Consider the following 1,691-nt stretch of genomic DNA (forward strand, 5'->3'; position numbering starts at 1 on the left):
GGCCATGGCCACGGCCTCGGACCCGATGAGACTTACGTGAAATACACGCGCGTCAACGCTCGTATCTGGCTGGTGCTGTGTCTTGCCGAACTTGGCCGGTTCGACGAGGCTGCTGCCCTTGGACAGGAGGCGATGGACATGGCCCGAGGGATAAATGAGCCAGAGCAACTGATCTTTGCTGGCCACGGTGTCGGACGGATGCACCTTGTTCAAGGCAATCTCGACGTTGCTGTCGAGACACTTGAGCCCGCATTGGCCATGTGCAAGGCTGAGTTTCCATACTACGTTCCCCGAATAGCCTCCTGTCTGGGGGCGGCGTATGGCTCGCTGGGCCGGACCAAGGAGGCACTGGTTCTTCTGAAAGAGGCAGTTCGCCAGGCAGCGGCGAGCAATTTAACGTTCGGACATTCGCTCGTGCTCTCGATTTTCGGTCGAGTGTGCCAGCTCGCTGGTCGAGAGGATGAAGCCCTTGCTCATGCACATCATGCCATTGACCTGGCACGAGCCTCCGGCGAACGAGGCAACGAGGCCTGGGCCGGGTGCCTGTTGGGAGATCTTGTCTCGGATGGCAACGCTACTGCACCTCGGATTGAGGAAGCTCATAATCACTATCGCATGGCGTTGATGATCGCCCACGACCTCGGAATGCGTCCTTTGCAAGCACAGTGCCTATATGGCCTGTCTTGGCTGCAAAAGATGGGCGGAGATAAAGCTTTGGGCGAGAGAAGTGCAGCAGACGCCGCATCGCTTTGCCGGGAAATGGGCATCAAACCATTGACTGGCTGAACATCGTCTCACCTCGCCCCGGTTTGCCGAGAGCCGCTTGCGCGCCGGTCTGCATCAGATCTCAATTACCCCAGTCGCCTTACTTACCCAGCGACCGGTTTGCCTTTTCGGCTGCCGCATTCAATGCCGCGGCGGGTTGAGCTTTTCCCAGGTAGACGGACTGCATGGCATCCGACACGACTTTCGCGGTGTATTCCCACCCAGTGACAGTCGGTGCGAACCGTGCGTTCGGCAACAGTGCGATGAACGCCTTGGTGTCTGGGCCATTGAGTGCCGGATCGCTTGCTTCGGCCTTCGTCGTGGGCAGGAAGCCTTCCGTCTTCGAGAATTCGACGCGCGGGCTCTTTGTGAAGAGGAAGTCGAGAAACTTCCAGGCGCTCTTCTTGACCCTGGAGTTCTTGAACATCATGATCGAATCTGTCACCGCATAAGTGGCCTGCGTCGTTCCCATCGGAATGGGACCAATGCCGTACTTGAGATTTGGCACCTCCTTCGCGATCTGTTTCGACAGGAAAGGCAAGGAGATAACCATCGCCACACGGCCCTGCTTGAACAGGTTCTGAACGCCTTCACGGTTATAGCCGGTGACTCCCGGTTCGGTCAGACCGTCGTCTATCATCGTTTTGTACAGCGTTGCGGCTTTCACACCAGCCTGCGAATTGAAAGCAGCCTTGCCGTCCTTGCCGATCACATCTCCGCCGTAACTCCAGAGTCCATAGTAGAAGTAGACATCTGTCTCGATCTCTTTGCCTTGAAGACCAAAGCCGGCGATATGCATCGCTTTCAGCTTCTTCGACGCATCGATTACGTCGTTCCAGGTCTTCGGGCCATTCGGATAGCCAGCTTTCGCGAGCAGATCCTTGTTGTAGTACAGCGCGCGTGTTGAAGCAGCGAGCGGCAAGCCA

At 57.1% G+C, this 1,691-nt stretch carries 2 protein-coding genes; one reads left to right on the forward strand and one right to left on the reverse strand.

Annotated features, from left to right (window positions below; genetic code table 11):
- A partial coding sequence (locus HWY30_RS40720) for a tetratricopeptide repeat protein (protein WP_176079052.1) occupies positions 1-786 on the forward strand: 786 nt, incomplete at its 5' end.
- A gap of 79 nt (positions 787-865) precedes the next feature.
- Here the strand turns inward: HWY30_RS40720 and HWY30_RS40725 are convergent.
- On the reverse strand, positions 866-1,691 hold an 826-nt coding region (locus HWY30_RS40725; protein WP_176079053.1), incomplete at its 5' end, for an extracellular solute-binding protein.

The organism is Paraburkholderia tuberum STM678 (genome assembly GCF_902833905.1).
Lineage (GTDB): Bacteria > Pseudomonadota > Gammaproteobacteria > Burkholderiales > Burkholderiaceae > Paraburkholderia > Paraburkholderia tuberum.